The following is a 21934-nucleotide window of genomic DNA, read 5'->3' on the forward strand; positions in this document are numbered from 1 at the left end:
CGCATGCGCCGGTCTCTTTTCATTCGGGGAGCGGGTGCCTGCGTCAGGCCGCGAGCATTTCCTTCGCGTGCTTGCGCGTCGTCGCGGTGATCTCGAGCCCACCGAGCATCCGGGCGACTTCCTCGACCCGGCTCGCCTTGTCGAGCGGGACGACCGACGAGACGGTGCCACCGCGGTCGTCGGCACCCTTCGCGACCTGGAAGTGATGGTCGCCGCGCGCGGCGACCTGCGGCAGGTGGGTCACGCACAGTACCTGGCGGTCACGCCCGAGCTGATGCAGCAGGCGGCCGACCACCTCGGCGACGCCGCCGCCGATGCCCGTGTCGACTTCGTCGAAGATCAGCGTCGGCGTCGGGCTGGCGGCACTCGCGATCACCGCGAGCGCAAGGCTGATCCGTGCGAGTTCGCCGCCCGATGCGACTTTCGCGAGCGGCCGCAGCGGCACGCCGGGGTGTCCGGCGACCCGGAATTCGACCTGCTCGAGCCCGTGCGCGCCACCATCGGCGAGCGGCACGAGCGCGACTTCGAAGCTGCCGCCCGCCATCGACAGTTCCTGCATGCCGGCCGTGACGGCCATGCCGAGCGCCTTCGCGGCCTGCGCGCGCGCCTTCGACAGGCGTTTCGCGTCAGTGAGATAGGCTTCCCATGCCTTGGCCTGCGCGGCTTCGAGCGCGCCGAGATCGGCGGCTGCGTCGAGCGCGGCGAGCTGCGCGCGGCGTGCCGCATGTTCCTCGTGCAGCGTGTCGGGCGGCAGCCGGAACTTGCGGGCGGTCGAGTGCAGCGCGTCGAGGCGCGCTTCGACCTGCGCGAGCCGGGCCGGGTCGAGATCGAGGCGCTGCGCGTAGTGCGACAGCGAATAGACGGCTTCCTGCAACTGGATCTCGGCCGGTTCGAGCGATGCGAGCGCGTCGCCGAGCCCCGTGTCGTAGTCGGCCAGGCTGCGCAGTTTCGACACGATCGCGCCGAGTTGCGGGAGCATCGCGTCGTCGGCCTCGGACAGCGCGTTGAGCGCACCCTGCACGCCGGCGATCAGATTCGCCGAATGCGACAGGCGCTTGTGCTCGCTGCCGACTTCGTCCCATTCGCCCGGTTGCGGTGCGAGCTTGTCGAGCTCGGCGAGCTGCCAGGCGAGCTTCTCGCGTTCGAGCTGCAGTTCGCGCTCGTGCGCCTTCGCGGCGTCGATCGCCTGCGTCGCGTCGCGCCAGACGCGCCACGCGCGTGCGACGTTCGCGGCATCGGCGACGAGCCCCGCGTGCGTGTCGAACAGCTCGCGCTGCGCATCGGGGCGCATCAGCAACTGGTGCGCGTGCTGGCCGTGGATGTCGACCAGCATCTCGCCGAGCTCGCGCAGCTGCGCGAGCGTCGCGCTGGTGCCGTTGATGAATGCGCGCGAGCGGCCGTTCGCGTCGATCACGCGGCGCAGCATCACGGTGTCCTCGGTGTCGAACGCGTGTTCGTCGAGCCAGTGCGCGACGCGGTCGTGCGGCGTGAATTCTGCGGTGATGTCGGCGCGGCCGCAGCCGGCGCGCACGACGCTCGCGTCGGCGCGTTCGCCGAGGGCGAGGGCGAGGGCGTCGATCAGGATCGATTTGCCGGCGCCGGTTTCGCCGGAAAAGACGGTAAAGCCGCTGTCGAATTCGAGATCGAGCGCGGCGACGATGACGAAGTCGCGAATCGAGAGGTGGCGGAGCATGGTGTCGGGCTCAGGGGAGTCAGAACGCCTTGTCGTCTTCGTTCGACGCGTGTTCGTTCCAGTGCAGCTTCTTGCGCAGCGTCGAGAAATAGCTGTAGCCGACCGGGTGCAGGAACGGCACCGTGTGCTTCGAGCGGCGCACCTCGATCGTGTCGTTCAGTTCGAGCGCGGTGAACGACTGCATGTCGAAATTCACGTTGACGTCGCGCCCACCGACGATCTGGATCGCGATCTTCGAATCGTCGGGCAGCACGATCGGCCGGTTCGACAGCGCGTGCGGCGCGATCGGCACGAGCACGATGCCCTGGAGCTGCGGATGGAGGATCGGGCCGGCCGACGACAGCGCGTACGCGGTCGAGCCCGTCGGCGTGGCGACGATCAGGCCGTCCGAACGCTGGTTGTACATGTACCGGCCGTCGACCGACGCGCGCAGCTCGACCATCCCGGAGAAGCCGCTGCGGTTCACGACGACGTCGTTGAACGCGAGCGCATGGTAGATCGGTTCGCCGTCGCGCACGATTCGGGCCTCGAGCAGCGAGCGCTCCTCGCGCTCGAACTTGCCCGCCAGCATCACGGGGATGCGTGCGTGCATGTCGGCCGCCGCGATGTCCGTGATGAAGCCGAGCCGCCCGTGGTTGATCCCGATCAGCGGTGTCCGGTACGGCGCAAGCTGGCGGCCGATGCCGAGCATCGTGCCGTCGCCGCCCAGCACGACCGCCACGTCCGCACGCGCCCCGATTTCGGCCGGGGTCAGCGCCGGATAGCCGGTGATGCCGAACTCGCGCGCGGTATCGCCTTCAAATACGACCTCGAAGCCCAGCTTCGCTAGGCTGGCAGCCAGGGTGGCGAGCGGCTCGGCGATGCCGGGCGTGTTGCTCCGGCCGACGAGCGCGACAGTGTTGAACTGATTACCGGTTTTCATGCCGGCATTACACCATAGCTCGTTGACGAAAAGAACCGGCTGTGCGACGGCGGGGCCGGATCGGGCCGGCCCGCGCAACAATGGCCGACGCCACTCGCCGCGGTCGCGTGGTTGCGCTAAAATTTTCCACCATGCTAGATCCTCGCGCACGAACCCTCCTGAAAACCCTGATCGAACGGTATATCGCCGACGGTCAGCCAGTCGGATCGCGCACGTTGTCCCGTTACTCCGGGCTCGAGCTGAGCCCGGCGACGATCCGCAACGTGATGTCCGACCTGGAGGAGCTCGGCCTCGTGTCGAGCCCGCACACGTCGGCCGGCCGCGTGCCGACGCCGCGCGGCTACCGGCTGTTCGTCGACACGATGCTGACGGTCGAGGCGCCGATCGACGCCGAGGCCGTCGCGCGGCAGGTGCAGAACACGCTGCAGGCCGGTGAGCCGCAGCAGCGAGTGGTGGCGGCCGCCGCGAGCGTGCTGTCGAACCTGTCGCAGTTCGCGGGTGTCGTGCTGACGCCGCGGCGCAGCCACGTGTTCAAGCAGATCGAGTTCATGCGCCTGTCGGACAAGCGCATCCTGCTGATCATCGTCACGCCCGAGGGCGACGTGCAGAACCGGATGCTCGCGACGCCGCGTGACTACTCGCCGTCGCAACTGACCGAGGCGTCCAATTACATCAACGCGCATTTCGCCGGCCTGTCGTTCGACGAGGTGCGCCGCCGCCTGCGCGACGAGATCGACCAGTTGCGCGGCGACATGACCACGCTGATGCACGCGGCCGTGACGGCCAGTACCGAGGTGCCCGACACCGAGGACACCGTGCTGATTTCCGGCGAGCGCAACCTGCTCGAAGTGGCGGATCTTTCCTCCGACATGGCGCGGCTGCGCAAGCTGTTCGACGTGTTCGACCAAAAGACGGGCCTCCTGCAATTGCTCGACGTGTCGAGCCACGCCCAGGGCGTGCAGATCTTCATCGGCGGCGAATCGACGCTGGTGCCGATCGAGGAAATGAGCGTCGTGACCGCGCCCTACGAGGTGAACGGCCAGATCGTCGGCACGCTCGGCGTGATCGGCCCGACCCGCATGGCGTACAACCGCGTGATCCCGATCGTCGACATCACCGCGCGGCTGCTGTCGCTCACGCTGAGCCAGCAGTAACCTGACCGATCCCGTTCCGCCATCGTGCTGCGACGCCGCGTGCGCTGCCAGTCGGCCGAACGGCCAGCCAACCCCAGCGAGCCGGCCCGCTATAATTGAGGGCCGTCCGACTGCGTGCCTCGAGCACGTTCCTGCCCATGCGTTTCGATCTTGAGCCGCCTTCGAGCATTGCGGCCGCCCATCGCATCGGCGTGCTGCTGATCAATCTCGGCACGCCCGACGCTCCGACACCGCGCGCGGTGCGGCGCTATCTGGCCGAATTCCTGTCGGATCCCCGCGTCGTCGAAATCCCGCAGGTCGTCTGGCAGATACTGCTGCGCACGCTGATCCTGCCGCTGCGCGGTCGCGCGTCCGCGAAGAAATATGCGGCAGTGTGGATGCCCGAGGGCTCGCCGCTGCGCGTGTACACCGAGCGCCAGACCGAAGGCGTGCGCCATCTGCTCGCATCGAACGGCTACCAGGTGACGGTCGACTACGCGATGCGCTATGGCAGCCCAGGCATTGCGCAGGCACTCGCGCAGTTCAAGCGCGCGGGCGTCGAGCGTGTGCTGCTGATGCCGATGTATCCGCAGTACTCGGCGTCCACCACCGCGACCGCATTCGATGCCGCGTTCGCCGCGCTCGCGCGGATGCGCAACCAGCCGGAAGTGCGCACGGTGCGGCAATATGCCGACCATCCGGCCTACATCCACGCGCTTGCCGAGCAGGTGCGTCAGTACTGGGCGCAGCACGGTCGGCCCGACTTCGCGGCCGGCGACAAGCTCGTGCTGAGTTTTCACGGGGTGCCGAAACGCACGCTCGACCTGGGCGACCCTTATCATGACCAGTGCCAGCAGACGGGCGCGCTGCTGATGGCCGCGCTCGGGCTGTCGACGCTCGAGTGCCGCGTGACGTTCCAGTCGCGCTTCGGCAAGGCCGAGTGGCTGCAGCCGTACACCGCGCCGACACTGCGCGAACTCGGCGAGGCCGGCGTGCGGCGGGCCGACGTGTTCTGCCCCGGTTTTACGGCCGATTGTCTGGAGACGATCGAGGAGATCGGGATGGAGGTGCGCGACGAGTTCATCGCGGGTGGCGGCCAGGCTTTCCACCGGATTCCGTGTCTGAACGGCGCGTCCGCGTGGATCGGCGCGGTGGGCGAGATTGTCGCCGAGAATTTGCGGGGCTGGCCGGTGAAGGCCGCACAGCCCGAAACGGTGAATTGAACGCGATGAACTACAGGATTTCGACGGAACCCGGCGCGAAGCTGCGCATCGACAAATGGCTGTGGGCCGCGCGCTTCTTCAAGACGCGCTCGCTCGCGTCCGACGCGGTCGACAAGGGCCACGTGAAGATCGGCGGCGCGGCCGTCAAGCCGGCGAAGGACGTGCGCGTCGGCGACGAGGTCGAGATTGCGATCGACGGTGTCGTCTGGCACATTGCCGTGCTGGGCATTTGCGACGTGCGCGGACCCGCGAGCATCGCGCAGACGCTTTACGAGGAAACGGAAGCGGGGCGCGTCGCGCGGCTCGCCGAACTGGAGCGGCGCCGCACGTATCGTGAGCCGGCGGCGAATCTGCACGGCCGGCCGACCAAGCGCGACCGGCGCATCATCGACAGATTTTCTGGTGGGAGCTGAACATCTGGTCGAAAGTCGCCCGCGCGCTTCCGTATTCGGTCGTGCGGTCGGTCACGGCTCCGGACAGACAGATGGTGGTGGTGCCGGCGATCAGTACCAGCGCGACCACCGATATGGCAAAGGTCAGTTTCACGGTACTCGCCTCGATGGGACGGTGAATGCAGCGCCAGGTGGATGTCAGGCGGCGGTAAGCTAGGGTAAACGCGCTTTCTCGACGCTTGAGTGGAGTGTAGTGCAGCCCCCTGTGCGCAGCTAGTACTTGCCTGGTAAGCGTTGTTACCGACCGTTTCGTCCGATCTGGCGACAAATGCGCGCAATCGGGCGGGGTGCGGCGCGGTTGTTTCGCAGTGTTGGCGAATACCGGCGAATAACCCTCTTGAAACCGCAGTTTTCGCCCTTATTTGCACCAACAATGTGCGGTGTCGCCGGCATACGGTCCGGCGGTTGCCGATTTGGCTTCAACCTCTAATCGACTTTCAGCGACATGGAAAACACGCAAGAGAACCCGGCTACCCAATCGGCCGAAGACATCGGCAGCGAGAAGCAGGCGGCGCAAGGCGCTGCTCCCGCCGCCGAAGCAGCCGACGCTGCGCTCGCGGAGGCTCAAGCCAAGGTCGCCGAGCTGCAGGAGAGCTTCCTCCGGGCGAAGGCCGAGACCGAGAACGTCCGCCGCCGTGCGCAGGAAGACGTCTCGAAGGCGCACAAGTTTGCGATCGAGGGCTTCGCGGAGCACCTGCTGCCCGTGCTGGACAGCCTCGAGGCCGCCGTGAGCGATACGTCCGGCGACATCACGAAGGTGCGCGAAGGCGTCGAGCTGACGCTGCGCCAGCTGACGAGCGCGCTCGAGAAGGGCCGCGTCGTCGCGATCAACCCGGTCGGCGAGAAGTTCGATCCGCACCAGCACCAGGCGATTTCGATGGTGCCGGCCGATCAGGAACCGAATACCGTCGTGACCGTCCTCCAAAAGGGTTACACGATCGCGGACCGCGTGCTGCGCCCGGCGCTCGTCACGGTCGCCCAGCCGAAGTAAGGCTACCGCGATGGTTCCCGCCGGCGTCGATCCGGCCGCGTTCGAAGCGTTCGACATGCAGGCGCTGGCGGCCGACACGTTCGACGCCGCGATCGCCGGCGCCGGCGATGCACTCGCCGTGGTGTTCTTCTGGGGCGTCGACTGCTTCAACTGCGAGATCGCGAAGAAGGCGATGCTCGCCCAGACGGACGCGATGCGCGCGCTGGACCTGAAGTGGTTCCATTGCAACGTGTATGAACATCATGAGCTGGGGCGCCGCTTCGGCCTGCACGGTGTGCCGACGTGGTTCTTTTTCCATCGCGGCAAGCGGCTCGGCCGCGCGACCGGCTGGCATGGCCTCGCGCAGTTCCAGGCGGCGGTGTCGGCGGCGCGCGCGAAGGTTGCCGCGGCGGCAGGCGCGCCGTCGGACCGCGACGACGGTCCGCACGATCCGGCTACCGGCATCGATTGAAAAAATTTAATACCCGCATCGCTTGGTGGGTCTTGAAAACGGATCGGCCGGACGCATTTCGGGAACAGAGTTGAATTCTGGCGCGCGAAACCGCCCAAAAACGCGGGGTTTCGCGCAGCAAACAGGCATTTCTGGAGATTAGGAAAAATGGGAAAGATCATCGGTATCGACCTCGGCACCACGAACTCGTGCGTCGCCATCATGGAAGGCAACCAGGTCAAGGTCATCGAGAACTCGGAAGGCACGCGCACGACGCCGTCGATCATCGCCTACATGGACGATAACGAAGTGCTCGTCGGCGCACCGGCCAAGCGTCAGTCCGTGACCAACCCGAAGAACACGCTGTTCGCGGTGAAGCGCCTGATCGGCCGCCGCTTCGAAGAGAAGGAAGTCCAGAAGGACATCGGCCTGATGCCGTATACGATCATCAAGGCCGACAACGGCGACGCATGGGTCGAAGCGCACGGCGAGAAGCTGGCGCCGCCGCAGGTTTCGGCGGAAGTGCTGCGCAAGATGAAGAAGACGGCCGAAGACTACCTCGGCGAGCCGGTCACGGAAGCCGTGATCACGGTGCCGGCGTACTTCAACGACAGCCAGCGTCAGGCAACCAAGGACGCCGGCCGCATCGCGGGCCTCGAAGTCAAGCGGATCATCAACGAGCCGACTGCGGCTGCGCTCGCGTTCGGCCTCGACAAGGCCGAGAAGGGCGACCGCAAGATCGCCGTGTATGACCTCGGCGGCGGCACGTTCGACGTGTCGATCATCGAGATCGCGGACGTCGACGGCGAAATGCAGTTCGAAGTGCTGTCGACCAACGGCGACACGTTCCTCGGTGGCGAGGACTTCGACCAGCGCATCATCGATTACATCATCGGCGAGTTCAAGAAGGAGCAGGGTGTCGACCTGTCGAAGGACGTGCTCGCGCTGCAGCGCCTGAAGGAAGCCGCTGAAAAGGCGAAGATCGAGCTGTCGTCGAGCCAGCAGACCGAAATCAACCTGCCGTACATCACGGCCGACGCATCGGGTCCGAAGCACTTGAACCTGAAGATTACCCGCGCGAAGCTGGAAGCGCTGGTCGAGGATCTGGTCGAGCGCACGATCGAACCGTGCCGCATCGCGATCAAGGACGCGGGCGTCAAGGTGTCGGACATCGACGACGTGATCCTGGTCGGCGGCCAGACCCGCATGCCGAAGGTGCAGGAGAAGGTGAAGGAGTTCTTCGGCAAGGACCCGCGCCGTGACGTGAACCCGGACGAAGCCGTCGCAGTCGGCGCGGCGATCCAGGGCCAGGTCCTGTCGGGTGACCGCAAGGACGTGCTGCTGCTCGACGTGACCCCGCTGTCGCTCGGCATCGAGACGCTCGGCGGCGTGATGACGAAGATGATCAACAAGAACACGACGATCCCGACGAAGCACGCACAGGTGTATTCGACTGCGGACGACAACCAGTCGGCCGTGACGATCAAGGTGTTCCAGGGCGAACGCGAGATGGCGGCAGGCAACAAGCTGCTCGGCGAGTTCAACCTCGAAGGCATCCCGCCGTCGCCGCGCGGCGTGCCGCAGATCGAAGTGACCTTCGACATCGACGCGAACGGCATCCTGCACGTCGGCGCGAAGGACAAGGCGACCGGCAAGGAAAACAAGATCACGATCAAGGCGAACTCGGGCCTGTCCGAAGCTGAAATCGACCAGATGATCAAGGACGCGGAAGCGAACGCAGCGGAAGACCACAAGCTGCGCGAGCTGGCCGATTCGCGCAACCAGGGCGACGCGCTGGTCCACAGCACGAAGAAGGCGCTCACCGAGTACGGCGACAAGCTGGACGCGGGCGAGAAGGAAAAGATTGAAGCGGCGCTGAAGTCGCTCGAGGACGTGCTGAAGGATACGTCGGCCGACAAGGCGGCGATCGACGCGAAGGTCGAGGAACTCGGTCAGGCTTCGCAGAAGCTCGGCGAAAAGATGTACGCCGACATGCAGGCGCAGCAGGCCGGTGCGGCCGGCGCGGCGGGTGCAGCGGAAGGCGCGGCCCACGCGGGCGGCGCGCAGCAGGCTGCGGACGACGTTGTCGACGCCGAGTTCAAGGAAGTAAAGAAGGACTGAGCCGGGTTGCCATGGCACCGCACGCCGCGCGCGACACGCGCGCGGCGCGGCTGAACAGCGGTCTGTCTTTCCTTCCGGATGGCCGGATCGACTCCACGCCTGGCGGGCTTCGCGGCCCTCCGGGCACATTTGTTTTTTGGCGGGTGCTGCGCGAGCCGTCCGCGGACGGCGCAGCGCCAGACGAGTCGAGAGACTTTACTGCGGGCGAAAGGAGCCGCCGCGTGCGTGACGCGCGACGGCACAGCGAATCGATATGGCGAAACGGGATTACTACGAGGTTCTGGGCGTCGCGAAGAATGCGAGCGACGACGAAATCAAGAAGGCGTATCGCAAGCTTGCGATGAAGTATCACCCTGACCGCAATCCGGACAGCAAGGATGCGGAAGAGCATTTCAAGGAAGTGAAGGAAGCCTATGAAATGCTGTCGGACGACCAGAAGCGCGCGGCGTACGATCAGTACGGCCACGCGGGCGTCGATCCGAACATGGGCGGTGCGGGCGGACAGGGTTTCGGCGGCTTCGCGGATGCGTTCGGCGACATCTTCGGCGACATCTTCGGCCAGGCCGCGGGCGGCGCCGCGCGTGGCGGCCGCGGCGGTCCGCAGGTGTATCGCGGTGCCGACCTGCGCTACAGCATGGAAATCACGCTCGAGCAGGCCGCGCACGGTTACGACACGCAGATCCGCGTGCCGAGCTGGGTCTCATGCGAAGTCTGTCACGGGTCGGGCGCGAAACCTGGCACGAAGCCGGAAACCTGCCCGACTTGCCACGGCCAGGGCACGGTGCGCATGTCGCAGGGCTTCTTCAGCATCCAGCAGACCTGCCCGAAGTGTCACGGCACCGGCACCTACATCCCCGAACCGTGCGTGCACTGCCACGGATCGGGCAAGGTGAAGGAAACCAAGACGCTCGAAGTGAAGATCCCGGCCGGCATCGACGACGGCATGCGGATCCGCTCGGCCGGCAACGGCGAGCCTGGCATCAACGGCGGGCCGCCGGGCGACCTGTACGTCGAGATCCACATCAAGCCGCACTCGGTGTTCGAGCGCGACGGCGACGATCTCCACTGCCAGATGCCGATCCCGTTCACGACCGCCGCACTCGGCGGCGAGATCGAGGTGCCGACGCTGGCCGGCCGTGCGTCGTTCCCGGTGCCGGAAGGTACCCAGTCGGGCAAGACGTTCCGCCTGCGCGGCAAGGGGATCAAGGGTCTGCGTTCGAGCATCGCGGGCGATCTGTACGTACACGTGCAGGTCGAGACGCCCGTGAAGCTGACCGACCAGCAGCGTGATCTGCTCAAGCAGTTCGAGAAGTCGTTGGCCGAGGGCGGTGCGCGTCACAGTCCGCAGAGCAAGAGCTGGTTCGACCGGGTGAAGAGCTTCTTCGAGTGACGGCATGACTGAAGGCAACGAGAGCGCGTCGTTCGCGCTCTTGGACGATTGCGACTCGACCGCGTCCACGCGGTCGAGTCGTTTGTATTCCGGTTTCGTGCGCGAACGCGTGTGTACGGATCCGGCACGGCTCGACGAGCTCGATGCGGCGGTGGCGCAGGATCTGCGCGACGGGCTGCATGCGGTCGTCGTCGGCGATTACGAATTCGGACGCAATCTTGAAAGAGCGCAGCCGGGCCATGCCCCGCTGCGCTTTTTGCTGTATGCGCGCTGCGAGCGCCTGTCGCGCGACGAAGTCGATGCGTGGCTCGCGCAGCAGGACGGCGGCGGCCCGCCGTCGATCGCGGGCGTCGCGCATGTCGCGAAGAGCGTGTCGCGCGACGCGTTCGACGCGGCGATCGCCGCAGTGCACGACGCGCTGCGCGCGGGCGATTCGTACCAGATCAACTACACGTATCGGCTGAATTTCGACATGTTCGGCACGCCGCTCGCGCTGTACCGGCGGCTGCGCGCGCGTCAGCCCGTGCGTTACGGCGCGCTGATCGCGCTGCCCGACAGTGCGTGGGTCGTGTCGTGCTCGCCGGAGCTGTTCGTCGAGAAGCACGGCGACATGCTGCGCGCGCGGCCGATGAAAGGCACCGCGCCGCGCTCGGCCGATCCGCGCGACGACGCGGCGGCCGCCGCGTTCCTCGCGAACGATCCGAAGAACCGCGCGGAAAACGTGATGATCGTCGACCTGCTGCGCAATGACGTGTCGCGGATCGCGCGCACGGGCACGGTCAGGGTGCCGGCGCTGTTCTCGGTCGAGCCGTACGCGTCGGTGTGGCAGATGACGTCGACGGTCGAGGCCGGCTGGCGCGACGGCACCACGTTCGCGCAGATGCTGCGCGCGCTGTTTCCATGCGGATCGATCACCGGTGCGCCGAAGCACAAGACGATGGAACTGATCGACGCGATCGAGTCGACGCCGCGCGGGCTCTATACGGGCGCGATCGGCTGGCTCGACGCACCGAAGGAAGGGGCAGCGCCCGGCGATGCGACCGGCTGCGGCGATTTCTGCCTGTCGGTCGCAATCCGGACGCTGACGCTCGAGGCGGTCGATGTCGATGCTGCCGCAACGATCGACACGCGTGACGCGGCAGCGGCCGCTGGCGGCCGGCGACGCGGCACGATGGGGGTCGGCGCGGGCATCGTGCTCGACAGCGTCGCCGCCGACGAATATGCGGAGTGCGAATTGAAAGCGCGATTCCTGACCGACGCCGATCCCGGCTTCCAGTTGTTCGAAACCACCGCCGCGACGCGTGCGGACGGCATCCGGCATCTCGAGCGCCATCTCGCGCGGCTGCGGCGCAGCGCGGATGCATTCGGCTTCCGCCTCGACGCCGATGCGTTGCGCCGCGAGATCGACGCGCGCTGCGCGGCGCTCGACGGCGATGGTCCGTACCGGATGAAGCTCGCGCTCGCGAAGGACGGCACGATCGACATCATGGCCGCGACGATGAAACCGCTTCCCGCTGGGCCGGTCGGCGTGATGCTTGCGTCCGCGCACGGGTTCGCACCGACCCGCACGGACGACGCGCTGCTGCTGCACAAGACGACGCGCCGTGCCGAATACGATCGCGCATGGCAGGCGGCGGAGGCGCTTGGTGGCTTCGACATGCTGTTTGTCAACGAGCGCGGCGAGGTGACGGAAGGCGGGCGCTCGAACCTGTTCGTGAAGCTCGACGGCCAGTGGGTGACCCCGCCGCTGTCGAGCGGTGTGCTGCCGGGCGTGATGCGTGGCGTGCTGCTCGACGATCGCACATTCGGCGCCCAGGAGCGCATCGTCACGCTCGACGATCTGGCGCGCGCCGAGGCGCTGCTGCTGACCAATGCACTGCGCGGCGCGCTCGATGCGGTATTGAAATGACGCGATGAACGACTGGGCCGCGTGCCCGACGAACCGATACCGCTGATCTTCGGCAACACCGCATCCAAGGAAAAAGCGCGGCGCCCCGCAAAGGGTGCCGCGCTTTTTTTCGTATCGAACAGGCGCCGGCCGCGCGTCAGAACGAGTGTTCCGGGCCCGGGAACGAGCCGTCCTTCACCGCGCTCACGTACGCCTCGACGGCCGCCTGGATGTTCGGCTGGCCCTGCATGAAATCCTTCACGAAACGCGGGCGCTTGCCGGGGAAAATGCCGAGCATGTCGTGCAGCACCAGCACCTGGCCCGAGCATTCGAGGCCCGCGCCGATGCCGATCGTCGGGATTTTCAGCATGTGCGTGACTTCGGACGCGACGAGCGTCGGCACCGCTTCGAGCACCACGAGCTGCGCGCCCGCGTCCTCGATCGCGCGCGCATCGCGCAGCAGCTGCGCGGCGCCAGCTTCCGTGCGGCCTTGCACCTTGAAGCCGCCGAACGCATGCACCGACTGCGGCGTGAGGCCGAGGTGCGCGCACACCGGCACCGAGCGTTCAACGAGGAAGCGGACCGTGTCGGCGAGCCATTCACCGCCTTCGAGCTTGACCATCTGCGCGCCGGCGCGCATCAGCGTGACCGCGTTCGCGAACGCCTCGGCCGGTGTGCCGTACGTGCCGAACGGCAGATCGGCGACGACGAGCGCGCGCGGCTGCGCACGCGCGACGCATGCGGTGTGGTACGCGATGTCGTCGATCGACACGGGGAGCGTGGTGGTGTGGCCCTGCAGCACGTTGCCGAGCGAGTCGCCGATCAGCAGCACGTCGGTGCCGGCGCGATCGAGCAGCGCGGAAAAGCTCGCGTCGTAGCAGGTGAGCATCGCGATCTTCTCGCCGGCCTCGCGCATTGCCTGCAGCTTGGGCACAGTGACGGCAGGCCGGCTCGATTCCTGGAGATAGGTCATGGGGAAATCCGGTTCGATGGGGGAGGAACGAAAGGCGAGGACGCGTCAGCGCGTCGTTTCGCCCTTGACGAAGAATTCCTTGCGGCCGCGCATCGTGTCGATGCGCTCGATCAGCAGCGCGAGGTCTTCGGGGGAGTCCTGCGGGTTCAGGTGTTCGGCTGCGACCGTGAGTACCGGCGTTCGGTCGTAGTGATAGAAGAATTCGTTGTACGCATCGACGAGCGAGCGCAGGTACGCGTCGCTGATCTGCAGCTCCATTGGCAGCCCGCGCTTCTGGATGCGCGAGAACAGCACCTCGGGGCTCGCCTGCAGATAGACGACGAGATCGGGCGCGGGGGCTTGCGGGACGTCGAGGTGCGTCGCGATCGACCGGTACAACTGCCATTCGTCTTCCGGCAGGTTCAGCCGAGCGAAGATGTCGTTCTTCTGCGGCATGAAATCGGCGACGACGGGCCGGCCCGTATCGAGCGCGCCGATCAGTTCGCGCGCCTGCTGCGCGCGCTGCAGCGCGAACGACAACTGCGCGGGCAGCGCGTAGCGCGCGGTGTCGCGATAGAAGCGTTCGAGGAACGGGTTGTCCTGCGGGCGCTCGAGCAGCGTCTGCATCGACCAGCGCTCGGCGAAGAGGCGCGCGAGCGTCGTCTTGCCGACGCCGATCGGCCCTTCGATCACCAGATAGCGATGCGGGGCGCGCAGGTCTGGCGCGGTGACGGTCAGCGGAGTGATGTTCATCGGCAGCGGTTCTTGTCGGCGTCAGCGCCGGCGGCAAGGGCCTTCTGCATCAGGCATTGACAGGTCTGCACCTTCTCGACGCGCTGATCCGCGACAGAGGCGAGGTACGCATCGGCGCGGCCGCGCGCGGGGATGTCGAGCGCCGGCTCGATCTCGACGAGCGGCACGAGCGCGAATGCGCGATCGGTGAGGCGCGGATGCGGGACGATCAGGTCGGGTTCGTCGATCGAATCGGAGCCGAACAGCAGGATGTCGAGGTCGAGCGTGCGCGGCGCGTTGCGATACGGGCGCTCGCGCCCGAAGTGATGTTCGATCTTCTGGCAGAGCGCGAGCAGCTCACGGGCCGACAGCGTCGTGTCGAGCTTGACGACGCAGTTGTAGTAATCGTCGCCGCCCGCTTCGAAGGGCGCCGTGCGATACAGGCTCGATTTGCCGAGGATCGAGATGGTGCGCTGCTGCGCGAGGCACACCACCGCGTCCTTCAGGGTCTGGCGCGCATCGCCGAGATTCGCCCCCAGTCCGATATATGCAACCGTCATGGCATCACTTCCTACGTCGTTCGCCGGCGCGCGCGTCAGTCGTCGGAACCGCCCGCGGTGTCCGGCGCCTGCTCGGCGGCGCCTTCGCCCGGATTGCGGTTTCGCGCACCGCCGCGGCGGCGCCGCTTGCGGGGCGATTTTTCCTTCGAGCCGCCCTGCGTGAGGAGTGCCTCGCGCGCGGCCGCGTCGCCTTCGATGAAATCCGTCCACCACTGTCCGACTTCCGCATCGAGCTCGCCGGATTCGCAGCGTAACAGGAGGAAATCATACCCCGCTCTAAACCTTTGGTGTTCCAGCAGCCGCATCGCGCTGCGGCCCGAGCGTTTTTCGAGGCGCAACTGCAGGCCCCAGATCTCGCGCATGTCGGCCGAGTAGCGCTTGTGGATCGCGAGTTTCTCGGTCTGCATGTCGATCACGTCGTCCATCGCGCGATGGAGCGCCGGCACCGGGAATTCGCCTTCCGCCGTGTATTGCTCGAAGCGCTGGCGCATGTCGTGCCACAGCAGCGTCGCGAACAGGAAACCCGGCGATACCGTCTTGCCGGCGCGCACGCGCGCGTCGGTGTTGTTCAGCGCGAGCGTGATGAACTTCTCGCCCTGCGGTTGTTCGAGCACGACGTCGAGGAGCGGCAGCAGCCCGTGGTGCAGGCCTTCCTTGCGCAGCCGCTGCAGGCACGCGAGCGCGTGGCCCGACAGCAGCAGCTTCAGCATTTCGTCGAACAGGCGCGCGGCCGGCACGTTGTTGATCAGGTCGGCGAGCGCCTTGATCGGTTCGCGCGTATGCGGCTCGATCTCGAAGCCGAGCTTTGCCGCAAAGCGCACGACGCGCAGCATCCGCACCGGATCCTCGCGGAAGCGCGTGGCCGGGTCGCCGATCATCCGCAGCAGGCGGGCGCGCATGTCGGCCATCCCGTCGTGGTAGTCGAGCACCGTCTGCGTCGACGGGTCGTAGTACATCGCGTTGATCGTGAAGTCGCGGCGCGCGGCGTCTTCGTGCTGTTCGCCCCACACGTTGTCGCGCAGCACGCGGCCGCTGGCGTCGACCGCGTGCGTGCGGCGATCGAGTTCGTCGCGCTTCAGGCGCTTCGGCGGCTCGGCCGACGCGGCAGCCTCGGGCGGCGCATCGACCAGTGCGCGGAACGTCGACACCTCGATCAGTTCCTGGCCGAACTGCACGTGGACGATCTGGAAGCGGCGGCCGATCAGGCGCGCGCGGCGGAACAGGCGCTGGACTTCGGTCGGCGTCGCGTCGGTCGCGACGTCGAAGTCCTTCGGCGCGATGCCGAGCAGCAGGTCGCGCACCGCGCCGCCGACGATGAATGCGCGAAAGCCCGCCTGCTGCAGCGTGTCGGTCACGCGGACGGCATTGCGCGAGATCAGTGACGGATCGATCTGGTGCACGCTGGCCGGCACGACGGTCGGTTCGTGATTGCTGCGCGGCTTCCTGGCGCCGCCGCCGCGGCTACCCTTCGCGGGGCGCTGGGCAGGGGCCGTGTCGGCGGCGGGCGCCTCGGCGGGTGACGTTTGTTCGGCGCCGTCCTGGCCGAGCAGCTTGCGAATGAATTTTTTGATCACGACGTTCAGAAGAGATCGAGGATGCGCCAGCCGCGCGCGCTTGCATGCGCACGCAACGTGTCGTCGGGGTTGGTCGCGATCGGGTCGGTGACTTTCTCGAGCAACGGGATGTCGTTGTGCGAGTCGCTGTAGAAGTAGCTGTGCTCGAAGTCGTTCCAGTGCTTGCCGAGCGACGCGAGCCATGCTTCGGTGCGCACGATCTTGCCTTCGCGATAGCTCGGCGTGCCGGTCGGCCGGCCCGTGTACGGCGAATCGGGATGTCCGTCGGTCGTTTCGACCTCGCACGCGATCAGCGTGTCGACGCCGAACGCGGTCGCGATCGGACGCGTGATGAATTCGTTGGTGGCCGTCACGACGCAGCACAGGTCGCCGGCATCGAGGTGCTTGCGCACGAGTTCGAGCGCGGCGGGCGTCATCGCGGGGCGGATCACCTCGTGCATGTACTGCTCGTGCCATTCGGCGAGCTGCGCGCGCGAATACTTCGCGAGCGGCGTGAGCATCGCGCACAGGTACGCATGGATGTCGAGCTTGCCGGCCTTGTAGTCGGCGAAGAACTGATCGTTCTGACGCGAGAAGCTTTCCGCGTCGACGATGCCGAGCTTCACCATGAAGCGGCCCCATTCGTGGTCGCTATCGGTCGGGATCAGCGTGTGATCGAGGTCAAAGAGTGCCAGATTAGTCATGGATGCGCATTTTACTCGAAGCGGTTCGGGCCTGTGCCCGGCGGTGCGATGTCGTCGCCGGGGCGGGCCAGCATCCGGCGCAGCAGCGGCAGCGTGACGGCGCGCTTCTGCTCGAGCGAGAAGCGGTCGAGCGCGTCGAGCAGCGCCATCAGGCTCGGCATGTCGCGGCGGAAATGGGTCAGCAGGTAGGCGGCGATGTCGTCGGTGAGCGCGATCCCGCGCTCTTTCGCCGCGAGCTTCAGGACGGCGATCTTGCCGGCATCGGACGGCGGCGACAGGTGAAACACGAGCCCCCAGCCGAGGCGCGTGCGCAGATCCTCGCGCACGTCGAGCGCGAGCGGCGCCGCCGGGCCTGCCGCGACGAACGCGCTCGACGGGTGCGCGCGGACCTCGTTGAACAGGTTGAACAGCGCGACCTGCTGCGTGTCGCTCATCCGGTCGCAGTCGTCGATCGCGTAGATGCCGATGCGCGCGTCGAACGTGAACGCGCCGAGCGGGCTTTGCGGCGTCAGGTAGCGCGCGTTGCCGTACGACGCGTCGCTCACGAGCGCCTGCAGCAGATGGGTGCGGCCGCTGCCGGGCTCGCCCCAGATATAGAACGACCGGTCCGGCACGGGCCCCGCCGCGAGCGCGAGGTCGAGCTTCTGGAGCCGCGAGATGAGCTCGTCGTTCTCCTCATTCATGATGAAGTTGTCGAACGTGGCGGGCGGCGGCGTGCCGAGATCGAGCGTCAGTTGACGGGACACAACAGTCACAATGCGGGTCGGTTGATGAAACGCGCGCCGTACGCCGGGCACGCGCGGGGGGCTGCTCCGGTGCCTGCACACGCGGCCGCACGCACGGCGGCGCGCGGGTTTCGGCGCGGCTCGCGTAGCGATGAAAACGGGGACGTGTCGAGCAAGATGCAATCCCTGACGATTCGGTGCTGGGAATTCCGGCCAACGGGCCGGCTTCGGGTAAAATCGCATTTTACCGACCTTCTCGCATTCCCCCATGAATCCTCCGAAATCCGCTCCCGACGCTCAGGGTCTGTCCTACCGCGACGCAGGCGTCGACATCGACGCAGGCGACGCGCTCATCGACAAGATCAAGCCTTTTGCGAAGAAAACCCTGCGCGACGGCGTGCTCGGCGGCATCGGCGGGTTCGGCGCGCTGTTCGAAGTGCCGAAGAAGTACAAGGAGCCCGTGCTCGTGTCGGGCACCGACGGCGTGGGCACCAAGCTCAAGCTGGCCTTTCATCTGAACAAACACGACACCGTCGGCCAGGATCTGGTGGCGATGAGCGTGAACGACATCCTCGTGCAGGGTGCGGAGCCGCTGTTCTTCCTCGACTACTTCGCGTGCGGCAAGCTCGACGTCGACACGGCCGCAACGGTCGTCAAGGGCATCGCGCACGGCTGCGAACTGTCGGGCTGCGCGCTGATCGGCGGCGAGACGGCCGAAATGCCGGGCATGTACCCGGACGGCGAATACGACCTGGCCGGTTTCGCGGTCGGCGCGGTCGAGAAGAGCAAGATCATCGACGGCAGCACGATCGCCGAAGGCGACGTGGTGCTCGGCCTTGCTTCGAGCGGCATCCACTCGAACGGCTTCTCGCTCGTGCGCAAGATCATCGAGCGCGCGAACCCCGACCTGTCGGCCGATTTCCACGGCCGCTCGCTGGCCGACACGCTGATGGCGCCCACGCGCATCTACGTGAAGCCGCTGCTCGCGCTGATGCAGAAGCTGCCGGTGAAGGGCATGGCCCACATCACGGGTGGCGGCCTCGTCGAGAACATTCCGCGCGTGCTGCGCGATGGCCTCACGGCCGAGCTCGACCAGAACGCGTGGCCGCTCCCGCCGCTGTTCAAGTGGCTGCAGGAGCACGGCGGCGTCGCCGATGCCGAAATGCACCGCGTGTTCAACTGCGGGATCGGGATGGCCGTGATCGTCGCGGCGGCCGATGCCGACGCGGCCATCGCCGACCTGACGGCCGCCGGCGAACAGGTGTGGAAGATCGGCACCGTGCGTGCGAGCCGCGAAGGCGAGGCGCAGACGGTCGTGGTCTGACGCACCGCAAGCAGGATGCAGTAAGGAAAACCGCCCGGAGTCGATCCGGGCGGTTTTTTTTTCGGGCGTCGCACCGGGGCGCGGCGACCCGCGCGTGCGTCAGGCTGTTGCGCGGCCGTCGAGCACGCGTTCGAGCGCGTCGAGTGCGCGGGCTGTGGAGTCCGGCGCGATGCAGTCGACGACGATCCGCTCCGGCATCGCGCGCAGCCACGTGATCTGGCGTTTGCACAGCTGGCGCGTCGCGAAGATGCCCTTGTCGCGCATGGTGCGGTAGTCGGTGTCGCCGTCGAGGAATTCCCATGCCTGCCGGTAGCCGACGCAGCGCATCGACGGCAAGCCGAGATGCAGATCCTCGCGGCGGCGCAGCCGTTCGACCTCGTCGATGAAGCCCGCGTCGAGCATCGCGTCGAAGCGTTGCGCGATGCGCGCGTGCAGCACCGCGCGGTCCGACGGTTCGAGCGCGACCGGCACGAAGCGGTACGCGGCGGCCTCGTCGTCCGCGCGCCGCGGCGCGGCGAGCAGCACCGACATCGGCTGACCGCTCAGCATGAACACTTCGAGCGCGCGCTGGATGCGCTGCGAATCGTTCGGCGCGAGCCGCGCGGCCGTCGCGGGATCGACCTGCGCGAGCCGTGCATGCAGGGCGGGCCAGCCGTCGCGCGCGGCGTCGGCATCGAGCGCCGCGCGCACGGCCGGATCGGCGCCCGGCAGGTCGTTGAGGCCCTGCGTGAGCGCCTTGTAGTACAGCATCGTGCCGCCCGCGAGCAGTGGCGTGCGGCCGCGCGCGGCGATCTCGCCGATCAGGCGCAGCGCGTCCGCGCGGAATTCGGCCGCCGAATACGCATCGGCCGGGTCGATGATGTCGATCAGATGATGCGGCACGCTCGCGCGCTCGTCGCGCGTCGGTTTCGCGGTGCCGATATCCATGCCGCGATAGACGAGCGCCGAATCGACGCTGACGATCTCGATCGGGCGGCGCGCGGCCAGCGCCAGCGCGGCGGCCGTCTTGCCCGATGCCGTGGGGCCGAGCAAGCAGGCGATCGTCGTCGGAGGGGAGGGCTGTGCAGCGCTCATTGCCCGCGCATGAAGAGGCGGTCGAGATCGTTCAGCGTGAGCTGATACCACGTCGGTCGGCCGTGATTGCACTGGTCAGCGCGTTCGGTCGCTTCCATCTGGCGCAGCAGCGCGTTCATCTCGTCGAGCGTCAGGCGCCGGTTTGCGCGCACCGCGTGGTGACATGCAAGCGTGCCGAGCAGCTCGTGCTGGCGCTCGGTGAGCACGCGCGAACCGCCGAACGCGTGCAGGTCGGCCAGCACCGCGCGCGCGAGCGCCTGCAGGTCCGCATCCTTCAGCAGCGCGGGTACCGCGCGGATCGCGAGCGTCGTCGGCGACAGCACCGCGAGGTCGAAGCCGAGCGATTCGAGCGTGTCGCGTTCTTCCTCGACCGTGCCGATCTCGACCGGCGTCGCCGTCATCGATACCGGCAGCAACAGCGACTGCACGGCGACCGTGCGGTCGGCCAGCGCGTTCTTGAACTGTTCGTACAGGATCCGTTCGTGTGCGGCGTGCATGTCGACGATCACGAGGCCGTGCGCGTTCTGCGCGAGCACGTAGATCCCGTGGATCTGGCCGAGCGCGAAGCCGAGCGGCTGCTCGTCGTGCGCGCTGGCAGCGAGCGGCGACGCGGCGAAGCCCGACAGCGGCGCGATCGGTGCGTCGGCTACATCCGCCGAATCGCGCGCGACGATCGTCGTGCCGCCCGGCGTGCCGGCGCCCGTGTCCTTGCGGCCGAACAGCGCGTCGTAGAGTGCGAGCGGTTGCGCGACCGGCAGCGTGCCCTGTGTCATACGCGCCTGGCGCATCCACGTGTTGCCTGACGATGAGGACGACGACGGCGAGGCTGGCGAGAAGCCGCTGGCGCCCGTGCTGGTGGCCGCGCCCTGGCCGAGCGGGGTGTTCAGGAACGACGCGGGGCCGCCCGGCGCCGGCGAGAGTTGCGCGGCATGGCCGCCGGCAGTGGTTTCCGGCGACGCGCCCGCGTGGCGGGCGAGTGCGCGCTGCACCGCATGGAAGACGTACTGGTGGATCGAGCGCGAATCGCGGAACCGCACCTCGATCTTCGACGGGTGCACGTTCACGTCGACGGCTTCGGGCGGCAGGTCGAGGAACAGCACGTACGACGGGTAGCGGTCGCCGTGGAGCACGTCCTCGTAAGCTGCGCGCACCGCGTGCGTGAGCAGCTTGTCGCGCACGAAGCGGCCGTTCACGAAGAAGTATTGCTGATCGGCGCGGCCGCGGCTCGCGGTCGGCAGGCCCGCGCAGCCGTAGACGGCGAGCGGCCCGGCCTGTTCGTCGAGCGGCAGGTGCGCCGTTGCAAAGCCGTCGCCGAGGATCTTCGCGACGCGCTGCGCGGGTTCGGTCGCGTTCCAGTGCTCGACGGCCTTGCCGTTGTGCAGCACTGAGATCGCGACGTCCGGCCGCGCGAGCGCCGCGCGGCGGATCATTTCGAGGCAGTGACCGAACTCGGTCTGCTCGCTTTTCAGGAATTTGCGGCGCGCGGGCGTGTTGAAGTACAGCTCGCGCACTTCGATCGTCGTGCCCACCGCGCCGGCGGCCGGCGACAGCGCGCCCGTGGCCGCGTCGATCTTTGTCGCATGCGCGAGCTCGGCCGTGCGGCTCGTGATCGATAGCTCGGCGACCGACGCGATCGATGCGAGCGCTTCGCCGCGAAAACCCAGCGTTGCGACCGCCTCGAGTTCCTCGAGCGAGCGGATCTTGCTCGTCGCGTGGCGCATCAGCGCGAGCGGCAGCTCGGCGGGCGGAATCCCGCAGCCGTCGTCGGTGATCGAGATGCGCTTGACGCCGCCTTCCTCGAGCACGATGCGCAGCGTCGTCGCGCCGGCGTCCATCGCGTTCTCGAGCAGTTCCTTGACGACCGACGCCGGGCGTTCGACGACCTCGCCGGCAGCGATCTGGCTGATCAGCTGGTCGGGCAGGGGCTGGATCGCGCGCAGCGGGCGCGGAGCGGGGGCGGGCGCGGCGCCCGCGGCCGTTTCGGTGATTTCGGACATGGCCGAATTATAGCGAGGCCGCGAGGGCGTGCCGGGGCCGCGAACGGTTACGTTTTTTCACGGAGCCTTA

20 protein-coding genes are annotated in these 21934 nt (G+C 67.4%); 9 read left to right on the forward strand and 11 right to left on the reverse strand.

Going from position 1 to position 21934, the window contains the following annotated elements; all coding sequences use genetic code 11:
* Positions 1-43: 43 nt before the first annotated feature.
* Both recN and ACT2FV_RS20365 read right to left on the reverse strand, forming a co-directional pair.
* Positions 44-1693, reverse strand: coding sequence for a DNA repair protein RecN (gene recN, locus ACT2FV_RS20360; protein WP_444504662.1), 1650 nt, complete (start codon positions 1691-1693; stop codon positions 44-46).
* A gap of 19 nt (positions 1694-1712) precedes the next feature.
* Positions 1713-2615 (reverse strand): NAD kinase, encoded by a 903-nt coding sequence (locus ACT2FV_RS20365; RefSeq protein WP_059608296.1) that lies wholly within the window; start codon positions 2613-2615, stop codon positions 1713-1715.
* Positions 2616-2746: 131 nt separating this feature from the next.
* On the opposite strand from ACT2FV_RS20365, the gene hrcA reads away from it, so the two are divergent.
* The 3 genes from hrcA (at position 2747) to ACT2FV_RS20380 (ending at position 5384) form a co-directional block, all read left to right on the forward strand.
* A complete protein-coding gene (gene hrcA, locus ACT2FV_RS20370) occupies positions 2747-3769 on the forward strand; it encodes a heat-inducible transcriptional repressor HrcA (protein WP_011544637.1) in 1023 nt (340 codons plus the stop codon).
* A 137-nt stretch (positions 3770-3906) separates the two neighbouring features.
* Complete coding sequence (gene hemH, locus ACT2FV_RS20375; RefSeq protein WP_151047890.1) at positions 3907-4971, forward strand: ferrochelatase; 1065 nt, start codon at positions 3907-3909, stop codon at positions 4969-4971.
* A 5-nt stretch (positions 4972-4976) separates the two neighbouring features.
* Positions 4977-5384, forward strand: coding sequence for an RNA-binding S4 domain-containing protein (locus ACT2FV_RS20380; RefSeq protein ID WP_059608298.1), 408 nt, complete (start codon positions 4977-4979; stop codon positions 5382-5384).
* On the opposite strand, the gene ACT2FV_RS20385 is transcribed toward ACT2FV_RS20380, so the two are convergent.
* Positions 5356-5517: a hypothetical protein gene (locus ACT2FV_RS20385; protein ID WP_006476841.1), complete on the reverse strand. Its 162-nt coding sequence runs from the start codon at positions 5515-5517 to the stop codon at positions 5356-5358. The genes ACT2FV_RS20380 and ACT2FV_RS20385 overlap by 29 nt on opposite strands.
* A 351-nt stretch (positions 5518-5868) precedes the next feature.
* On the opposite strand from ACT2FV_RS20385, the gene grpE reads away from it, so the two are divergent.
* The 5 genes from grpE to ACT2FV_RS20410 all read left to right on the forward strand — a co-directional run bounded on the left by grpE (position 5869) and on the right by ACT2FV_RS20410 (position 12264).
* A complete protein-coding gene (gene grpE / locus ACT2FV_RS20390) occupies positions 5869-6414 on the forward strand; it encodes a nucleotide exchange factor GrpE (protein WP_059465453.1) in 546 nt (181 codons plus the stop codon).
* 10 nt (positions 6415-6424) lie between these two features.
* Positions 6425-6865, forward strand: coding sequence for a thioredoxin family protein (locus ACT2FV_RS20395; protein ID WP_059608299.1), 441 nt, complete (start codon positions 6425-6427; stop codon positions 6863-6865).
* 147 nt (positions 6866-7012) lie between these two features.
* Positions 7013-8965 carry a molecular chaperone DnaK gene (gene dnaK / locus ACT2FV_RS20400; RefSeq protein WP_124624956.1) on the forward strand — a complete coding sequence of 651 codons (1953 nt, stop codon included), beginning with the start codon at positions 7013-7015 and terminating at the stop codon, positions 8963-8965.
* Between the two features lie 253 nt (positions 8966-9218).
* Positions 9219-10355: a molecular chaperone DnaJ gene (gene dnaJ / locus ACT2FV_RS20405; RefSeq protein WP_014898006.1), complete on the forward strand. Its 1137-nt coding sequence runs from the start codon at positions 9219-9221 to the stop codon at positions 10353-10355.
* Positions 10356-10359: 4 nt separating this feature from the next.
* Positions 10360-12264: a chorismate-binding protein gene (locus tag ACT2FV_RS20410; protein ID WP_444504663.1), complete on the forward strand. Its 1905-nt coding sequence runs from the start codon at positions 10360-10362 to the stop codon at positions 12262-12264.
* Positions 12265-12400: 136 nt separating this feature from the next.
* On the opposite strand, the gene panB is transcribed toward ACT2FV_RS20410, so the two are convergent.
* The 6 genes from panB to hda are packed head-to-tail and all read right to left on the reverse strand — an operon-like array spanning position 12401 to position 17490.
* Positions 12401-13216, reverse strand: a complete 816-nt coding sequence (gene panB, locus ACT2FV_RS20415; protein ID WP_124902648.1) for a 3-methyl-2-oxobutanoate hydroxymethyltransferase — start codon at positions 13214-13216, stop codon at positions 12401-12403.
* A 45-nt stretch (positions 13217-13261) separates the two neighbouring features.
* The gene (locus tag ACT2FV_RS20420) at positions 13262-13948 is read right to left on the reverse strand and encodes a deoxynucleoside kinase (protein ID WP_059465459.1); all 687 of its coding nucleotides are present in this window, start codon (positions 13946-13948) and stop codon (positions 13262-13264) included.
* Positions 13945-14487 carry a 2-amino-4-hydroxy-6-hydroxymethyldihydropteridine diphosphokinase gene (gene folK, locus ACT2FV_RS20425; protein WP_059465460.1) on the reverse strand — a complete coding sequence of 181 codons (543 nt, stop codon included), beginning with the start codon at positions 14485-14487 and terminating at the stop codon, positions 13945-13947. The genes ACT2FV_RS20420 and folK overlap by 4 nt, the downstream gene beginning before the upstream one ends.
* Positions 14488-14522: 35 nt before the next feature.
* Positions 14523-16061: a polynucleotide adenylyltransferase PcnB gene (pcnB, locus tag ACT2FV_RS20430; RefSeq protein ID WP_444504664.1), complete on the reverse strand. Its 1539-nt coding sequence runs from the start codon at positions 16059-16061 to the stop codon at positions 14523-14525.
* 5 nt (positions 16062-16066) lie between these two features.
* Entirely contained in the window at positions 16067-16744 is a 678-nt protein-coding gene (locus tag ACT2FV_RS20435; RefSeq protein WP_151047884.1) for an HAD family hydrolase, read from the reverse strand.
* Between the two features lie 11 nt (positions 16745-16755).
* Positions 16756-17490: a DnaA regulatory inactivator Hda gene (hda, locus tag ACT2FV_RS20440; RefSeq protein WP_059608306.1), complete on the reverse strand. Its 735-nt coding sequence runs from the start codon at positions 17488-17490 to the stop codon at positions 16756-16758.
* Between the two features lie 247 nt (positions 17491-17737).
* Between hda and purM the strand changes: the two genes are divergently transcribed.
* On the forward strand, positions 17738-18793 hold the full coding sequence (gene purM, locus ACT2FV_RS20445; RefSeq protein WP_059608307.1) for a phosphoribosylformylglycinamidine cyclo-ligase: 1056 nt from the start codon (positions 17738-17740) through the stop codon (positions 18791-18793).
* Positions 18794-18892: 99 nt separating this feature from the next.
* Here purM and miaA read toward each other — a convergent pair whose 3' ends face one another.
* Both miaA and mutL read right to left on the reverse strand, forming a co-directional pair.
* Positions 18893-19867: a tRNA (adenosine(37)-N6)-dimethylallyltransferase MiaA gene (gene miaA, locus ACT2FV_RS20450; protein WP_444504665.1), complete on the reverse strand. Its 975-nt coding sequence runs from the start codon at positions 19865-19867 to the stop codon at positions 18893-18895.
* A complete protein-coding gene (mutL, locus tag ACT2FV_RS20455) occupies positions 19864-21864 on the reverse strand; it encodes a DNA mismatch repair endonuclease MutL (RefSeq protein ID WP_444504666.1) in 2001 nt (666 codons plus the stop codon). Before mutL ends, miaA begins: the two co-directional genes overlap by 4 nt.
* Positions 21865-21934: the final 70 nt, after the last annotated feature.

Source organism: Burkholderia sp. PR2, from assembly GCF_052372875.1.
Lineage (GTDB): Bacteria > Pseudomonadota > Gammaproteobacteria > Burkholderiales > Burkholderiaceae > Burkholderia > Burkholderia diffusa.